The following is a 7,516-nucleotide window of genomic DNA, read 5'->3' as shown; positions in this document are numbered from 1 at the left end:
TTAGCTGCGCTTGATGCTGCGGCGTTATCGCCAGCAGCTGCCGCACTATCAGCCGCGCTGGCTGCAGAACTTGCTACTGCTGCTTCTGAAGCTGCGACGCTGGCTGCGGAACTGGCTTCTGAAGCTGCGCTTGATGCTATGGTAGCTGATGAATCTGCTGCACTAGCTGCGCTTGACGCTGCTGGGAATTCAGTCGCCGCTGAGTCCGCTGCAGATGCTGCGGAACTGGCCTTTGATGCTGAACTACCCGCTTCGCTAGCATCAGTTGCTGCATCGCCAGGCAAAGTTGGTGGAACCGTCTTAATCTCGGTGTAAGTAATAACCGCCGACGTCGACGTCGTGTTACCACTCAAAGATGCCAATTGCACCCCATTTTTGTCTGCAAAGTAACCCTTCACATACGTTGCTGCAACATAGGAAAACGTCACTGTTCCAGCCGTCGCATCAACCTGTGCGGTACCAGACTTCAACGCATAAGATGGTGCCACATAATTTGCAAAGTTATCCGCATTGGCGGCATCAATTATTTCACCAGTGATTGCGTCAACTGAAGCAGTCTTAGTCACTACGGCAGTTTGCGTATTAACAGCTAAGTTAGTGCCCTTAAATGAAACAGAACCGGTATACGTTGTATCCGTTGATACCAACTTGGCATTGTGGACAAACGTCACATCAAACGATTGATCTGCCCCATCGTTAAAGTCAAAGTTTTGACCTGATGCCGTATCACTCGTAATCGTAATGTTGCCAGCATAATTTGGTTGTGCATCAGTCACTGAACTGACAGCTGTAGCCAATTGGTCCGCGGTAATCGCATCCCCTGACTTACCTGAAATCGTAACTGTACCAAGTACCTTACCCGTTGACTTGTCATGAATTGTAATCGTGGCATGTTGGGTTGTCTTGACGTAGTTAACCGTAAACGTCTGGACACTTTCGTCAGCCGTTCCCGCGTTATCCGTATTATCAAATGACCCATTAGCCGCAACGGCCTCAGCCAAACTTGCATAGGTTACGCCATCTGGTCCAACGACCGTGTAAGTGTACCCAGGCGTAGCTAACGTAGCATCTGAAACGGTCGTAAACGCCAACTTATCTGACGTCTTACCAGTGATTGTTTCCAATGTACTGTTAACGCCATCCTTATTAGCAATAACCGTCGCCGATTGTGCATCTGGCGTGTAAGTCACCTTGAAAATTTGTTGACTTGGGTCGGTAACGCCAACCGCAAAGTCAGTTTCATCAAACTTACCGACCTTCACTAATGAACCGTTAACCGTCATCGTCGCTGCTAATGCCGCCGCAAGTGACGCGTAAACGATGCCATCCGGCGCCGTTACCGTGTACGTAAAGCCTGCCTTCTTCAGATCAGCATCGCTGGCCTTAAAGGCAATGTCAGAATCAGTATCACCAGTCACTTGCTCAGACAAGCCCGCGTTTGGCGCACCAACTTGAAGTTGCGCAATTTGCTTATTAAAGACGTAGTTAACTGTAAATGTTTGACGTGTGCCATCTGATCCAGTGGCTTCAGTCCAATTTGTTGCGTCAAAGGTCGGGTTGGCTGCTAGTGCATCTTTGAAGCTTGCATACGTTTTACCGTCTGGTCCAGTTACCGTGTATGTTGCACCTGGCATCTTCAAAGATGTATCGTTCGTGTTAAAGACAATCGACGAGCCAGTAGCCCCGGTTGCCGATCCTTGTGAAACAGTGGTTGGATAGTAGCCGCCCTTCACAACAACACGTGCAATTTGGGTGTTTGCATCTGCGTGCAACACCAAAGTCAATGCATCGTTCGTCGCGTTATCAGCATCAATTTTATAAGAACCGTTATCAATGGCTGTCCCATTCACAGTAATCAACAACGTACCGTTGCTATTAACTGACAAGTGATATCCAGCTGGCAAAATTGAATTTGTTGTACCAGCTGTTTTGTCCAAGGACAAAATTTGGTCAGCTGTCATCCCAACGTACGCACCTAATTGTGGATCGTTGATAATCACAGTTCCTGTTCCAATCAATAGACCATTTGCCAGATTAGTTGTGTGTACCGTACCCGCTGCATCTGTGTATTGCACTTGCAATGACACCTTTACTGCCAAAGTACGCTGGACATTGACGGTTTCAGATGAACTGCCCGCCGTCTTATCCAAATTCGTCCAACTAGTTGCCAACTTAATCGTTGACTGACCGTTGTAACTATTAATATCCGACTTATCCGGTTGGGCCGTCCAAACAACGACCAACTTGTAGTCGCCTTGGGTTGGCAAAACAACCTGGTTCAAACTGAATTGACCAGTTTGGCTATTGTAGGTTGCTGAACTGGTGTAATCCGTAACTGTATTTCCTTGACTGTCCTTCAACAACACTGACGTTGGCTTCATGTAGTTAGCTGATCCAGTCACCGTAAAGGTTTTCTTTTCTCCAGCGTTATTTAAATCTGTTGTCGTCGTGACTGTTTGGGCCGCTGACGTCAACGAAATTGGCGCTGTAGCGGTTGCGGCAGCTGATACGGCTGCACTTCCTGTCTTGCCGGCAGTTGTTGATGGCGCGATTGTGTGATCAAGTGCCAACCAAATGGCATTCACGGCACTATCAACATCTTGTTGTGATACGTTACTGTTTGCCAAAACTGACTTTGCCGCTGCAATCGCTGTCGCCGTTGCTGAATCAGTAGACGTCGTTGCTGCCAAAGATGTCAAAACACCCTCATCAACCACTTGGTAAACCACGTCAGTCGTTGTGGTATTGGCAACATTATTAACCGTTGCCGTTGTGGTGTAGTTGTTGTCAATGAACGTACCACCCGTCAAGCCTGACGTAGCAGGCGTTTGTGCCACGACACCGTAGTGAACATCAGTTACAGCCGCCGCTGACGTAGCATTGAACAAACTTGCGTATGAATCCGTCATCGATTGCAAACCAGAATTCATTTGCGTCATCATCACTTGAATATTTGACGCCAGCTGACTACCAACAACCTTGGTTCCGTTCGTAATTCCTAACGTAATGTAACCAGGGACTGCGTTAAAGAGGCCAAAACTCAGTGCACCGGCCAGGCTTAATGAATTGAACTCTACGCTTTGTGAGTTATAGGCTGACTTCATGGCAGAATACGCTGAATTTTGTGCGGATGCCATTGCATCATACAAACTTCCCAGCAGTGAATTTCCAGCATTCGTGCCTAGTGCCCGGTAACTATTTGCAATTGATGTATATAGTGATGCATAATCTGAAGCTTGTTGATAAGCCAGCTGGTCAACAATCATTGCGGCTGAATCTTGCACTGCTTGCCACGTGCCTGACATTCCCGCAAGATCTCGATATGACTGACCATCCTTAGCATTGAGATACTGGTATGCATAGTAATTTCCAACAAAAGTCGGAATTGTTGTTACAACGTATTGATTGATATTATCAACCAAATTATTCACAGTCTTAACTTGATTTGTTAAAGCAGACGTCAGTTGATCAACAAGTGCTGCATTATATGTCGTTCCATACGACTTAGTTGTCAAAACAGACCCACTCTTCGTCAAATCAGCCGCAACGGTATACGAATTCGTAATGTCCGTTAAGTTCGCCATCGCGTCAGACAAGGCAGCATATGCACTCGTTAATTCGTCTGGTGAATAACTCATACCAGGTACAACACCACCGAAATAGAATAACGCTCCTTGTGACTGCATACTCATCTGCAATTGCGCAAGCGTCGTCGATCCAGCTGACGTTTGCAGATAATCCATATACGAAGCCAAACTGTTATACATGGTTGCTAATTTGCCAGTATTTTTAGCCGCATTAGATTTTGCATAGCTACCTACACTGGAAGCGAAAGAGAGCCGAGTTGCTGTCGTAGCAGGATTATAACCACCCGCAGATACCTAAAAAGTTCCCGCAACACCTGCATCTGAGACGTTAAACGCAAACCCACTACTCAATGAGGCCATCGACTTGTTCAACATATTCGTGACACTGCTTGCCGCTTTATTTGCTGCACTAGCGTAACTTTGTGTCACTGACGTATTGGCGCCTGAATAAGAATTATGAATAATAACCGCACTCGACGTATTCAGACCAGCTGCAATAGAACGGGCCGATGTTACCAAATCAGCAGCTGACTTAGCAGCCGCTACCGCAGCAGCTGAGTATGAATTGTAATCCGTTTGCGCTGACTGACTAGATAACAAGTTAACTGCAGCAACTGATGCATAGCTTGAAGCTGTTGATGCAGCAACTGATGATTGTGCAACATAATTGTTATAGGCCGTATAGTCAGAATTAGTAATCGTATTATTAAGAGCGGGGCTCCAGTTCGTCTTACCTGTAAAACTGTCTTTCAATGAAGTCAAAGAGCTGAAGTTTGAGTCCTTAGAAAATCCCAGGCCCCCACCATATGCATAACTAGTGGCTAAACTCAATTGGGTAGCCGCGTTAATCCAATCACCCGCCTTAATGTAGCTTGCAGCATTAGACAAGGCTGCTGATTCCACACCAAAAGAAGTTACGTTTGAACTCTTCAAACTAGACGCAAAATTAGATATCCGGTTAGCCACTGCCAATGACGTACTTGTCGCTGCATCACCCGCAGTTTTAGCACTAGCCAGTTGTGATTGTTGTTGCGCTTTGTTAGACGTTGCCAAATTACTGTAACTATTAGCCACACTCTTAGCAGATACCGCAGCGACTGAATTCTTTGACGCAACCGCGAATTCAGACTTAATCGTACTCGTAGCTTGTGACATGATATCAGAGGTCATCCCCGATCCCATTTGGTTCACAATATATGAACTACCACCAGGTGTTACGGCGACCGTGTTACCAGCACTGTCAACCGTGTACTTGATGTTACCAACCGTTGCGTTGCTTGGTGCCTTAATCGTCACGGCAACCGAGCTTGTGTTAGTCGTTGCTGACGTTGAGGCTGCCTTAGACATGTTCACATCGAATGAATTTGAACTTGATGTTGAGGCACTCTTATTAACCGTTACCGCACCTTGATTATTAATCGATGACGTTGCTGAATTACCAGAAATTGATGGGTAAGCATCCTTGTTACCATATGAACCCAGCGTACCGGTACCATCGGCCGTTGAACCAGAAGTTGCTGACTTGATAGCACTATTAGCACTATCACCAGCTCCCACTGCATTACTCGTCAACGTGTTAGATGCCGCTGTGCTAGCTGTTTCACTAGGTGCTGGCGTCGCTGATGCTGTCGAAACCGGGGTCGCTCCCGTTGATTGACTCGTTGCACTGACTGTCGCAGCCGTGGCAACTGGTGTTACCGCTGTGTCAGCAGATGTTGTCGCTGCATCAGTCGTTGGCGTTGTAGTGGTACTAGTCGACGTTGACAATGTCACCGTATTGCTATTGGTCGAGCTAGTTCCTGTATTGGTTGTCGTGGCTACTGTCGCCGCATCAGTGGTATCTGCTGATGCTTGTTGTGAAGGCGCAACAATACCAGCCCCCAACGCGATGGCCATAATTCCGGCAAACATCCATTGCTTACCGTCTTTATACATTTTGTAGTGTGTTTTTGACTCAAAATCAGCCGTGTGTAATGATTTGAAATTCATTATCTTTCCCTCTTCTCATCATAACCGTGAACCCTACTGCCTTGTTGCATTAAAAAAGCCACAAAGTTCCGCAATTATGCGTAACTTCGTGGCCCTGAAAATCTTTATATTAGGTCGTTAACTTGCGAAGGTTACGCGACATTTCTCATAACTAGAATCATATATGTTTCCAAGCCGTTCCCACAACGGATCGGTACCCCGTGCCAGATATGTAAAATGTAGGCATACCTTCTCTTAAGACATGCCTACAGGAATTTTATTATTACTTCGTCGTCAAATCAACTTTGCGGTTTTCAACAATAACTTGACGTGACAATTGTCCTTGCGTCATAACCAAAGTTGACAATCCAGCGACCATCCATTGCTTGTTCTCTAACTTGTTGTACATTGTTGTATCCCCCGCTCTTCGTTGTTTGATAACTTACTTTATGTTAATTAGTATAACCGTTATACTTACAAAAAGTTGATTTGGACCACAATTGGCACGATTTAACGAATTTTAGCGCAATTGGATAACAAACAGACGCAAAGGTCGCGAAATTAGCTCAAATCTGGGACATATCGGATTAGTACAATACTGAAAGAATGGGGGGGTACCTACCATGAACAATGATCAAATCACCAGCTTTTATAACAATAACGGATTCGGCCGTATTGATTTAGCCAACGGTCGTGAAATTCGTAGCTTACCTAGCTTCAGTCAATTCGGTCTCATGACTCTTCGCGTTTTCAATCAAGACGGTACACCTGAATCGGATGTTATTTTTCAATGGGATAATTTATCTTCTGCGCTTGCCTGGGCCATTAGCTTACCTGACTTTGTCGCCTTGATTGAACAATACGCTCATTAATTAGCCAACGTTGGCTGTTCGAAACGAACTTGGCGTAACAATGCCACAACTGAGCGATAATCATCACGCGTTGCAGCTTGGGCAAGTGTGGCTTGGCTCTCAGCCATCAAACGGTCAGATTCAGGAGTCAGCGTTGCATTAGATTGCCAAACCATCGCTGCGTTAGTGTACAAATCCTGCACATACGCAGCAACCGTTGGCAAATCAGATAGCGACATAATCTTATCGCTTAGTACTGGTTCCAACTGTTGAATTAATTGACCGATGACCATGTATTCCTCTGGCGCCGAGGCAATCGCCACGTACAGGTGAGCTGCTGAAAAGAAGTTCACCAGATCAGCAAATTGTAGCAATTGATACTGCGCAACCTTCAAATATAAGCCACCAACCAATTCATCCAAAAATTCCCGACTTTCGCGGTGAAAAGCGACCAATTCATGGTCGAACACACCTAAAGCCTGTAGCAGGCCAAACCGATTCGTGGTTACCGTGACACGTAACGCTTGATAAGGCTCACTCAAACTTGGGTCAACGCTTGCCGGTGCATAAACATCTAGCCAGTGTTGTGCCAACGCTTGCTGAGCCATCATATTGTCAGCTGTGGCCGCGATTTGAAGTGGCCGAATGGCATCACGAGTGCTACTTAAAGCTGCACACAAATGATTAATTGTTGCATCTGTGACATCAGCAACCTGCTCAATGGTTGCCATCAAACTAGCCCGGGCCTGCACATATTGGGCGTGCTCAGCTACTTCATCTTCAGTCGCAATTTCATCAAGCACCTTCACCAGTCGCTTAGCAAAAGCTTTCAAAATAGATGGATCCAATTCAGCTGTGGTACTAGCTGGTGCCGACTGCTGTGTCTCCATATTCAGAAGTGCCTGCTCCGCAATTTCAGCCAATGATTGATACATCCTCATCGTGCGATTACTCTGTTCCATCGTCTTTCTCACCACTCTTTCACCACAATTCTCACAGTAGCCCTTAGTCTAGGGATTACCAAGCTACTTTATTAAGCTTCATTATAGCGTGATGTCCCAGCCCTGCAAATGCTACTGACAAAAAGACTATCCCTCTACTGAAACGCCC

General features: G+C 46.0%; 5 protein-coding genes. 1 reads left to right on the top strand and 4 read right to left on the bottom strand.

The genetic code is table 11. The features are described from left to right. The 3 genes from WEIDD23_RS13625 to WEIDD23_RS15010 form a co-directional block, all read right to left on the bottom strand. On the bottom strand, positions 1 to 3,767 hold a 3,767-nt coding region (locus WEIDD23_RS13625; RefSeq protein WP_197458842.1), incomplete at its 3' end, for a beta strand repeat-containing protein. Positions 3,768 to 3,881: 114 nt separating this feature from the next. Further along, the gene (locus WEIDD23_RS07625) at positions 3,882 to 5,576 is read right to left on the bottom strand and encodes a KxYKxGKxW signal peptide domain-containing protein (RefSeq protein WP_010375338.1); all 1,695 of its coding nucleotides are present in this window, start codon (positions 5,574 to 5,576) and stop codon (positions 3,882 to 3,884) included. 262 nt (positions 5,577 to 5,838) lie between these two features. Next, on the bottom strand, positions 5,839 to 5,964 hold the full coding sequence (locus WEIDD23_RS15010; protein WP_010375336.1) for a hypothetical protein: 126 nt from the start codon (positions 5,962 to 5,964) through the stop codon (positions 5,839 to 5,841). Between the two features lie 214 nt (positions 5,965 to 6,178). Between WEIDD23_RS15010 and WEIDD23_RS07620 the strand changes: the two genes are divergently transcribed. Then, positions 6,179 to 6,427 carry a hypothetical protein gene (locus WEIDD23_RS07620; protein WP_010375334.1) on the top strand — a complete coding sequence of 83 codons (249 nt, stop codon included), beginning with the start codon at positions 6,179 to 6,181 and terminating at the stop codon, positions 6,425 to 6,427. Here WEIDD23_RS07620 and WEIDD23_RS07615 read toward each other — a convergent pair. Next, positions 6,424 to 7,368, bottom strand: a complete 945-nt coding sequence (locus tag WEIDD23_RS07615; RefSeq protein WP_010375332.1) for a hypothetical protein — start codon at positions 7,366 to 7,368, stop codon at positions 6,424 to 6,426. The genes WEIDD23_RS07620 and WEIDD23_RS07615 overlap by 4 nt on opposite strands. Positions 7,369 to 7,516: the final 148 nt, after the last annotated feature.

The organism is Weissella sp. DD23 (assembly GCF_001579105.1).
Classification (GTDB): Bacteria; Bacillota; Bacilli; order Lactobacillales; family Lactobacillaceae; genus Weissella; species Weissella cibaria.
Note: the sequence above shows the minus strand (reverse complement) of the source record. Positions and strands in the feature narration are given on the sequence as shown.

Excerpts from the sequence above, each read along its gene's own strand:
- WEIDD23_RS07625 (WP_010375338.1), bottom strand. The coding sequence starts at position 5,576 with ATGAATTTCAAATCATTACACACGGCTGATTTTGAGTCAAAAACACAC.
- WEIDD23_RS15010 (WP_010375336.1), bottom strand. The coding sequence starts at position 5,964 with ATGTACAACAAGTTAGAGAACAAGCAATGGATGGTCGCTGGATTGTCA.
- WEIDD23_RS07620 (WP_010375334.1), top strand. The coding sequence starts at position 6,179 with ATGAACAATGATCAAATCACCAGCTTTTATAACAATAACGGATTCGGC.
- WEIDD23_RS07615 (WP_010375332.1), bottom strand. The coding sequence starts at position 7,368 with ATGGAACAGAGTAATCGCACGATGAGGATGTATCAATCATTGGCTGAA.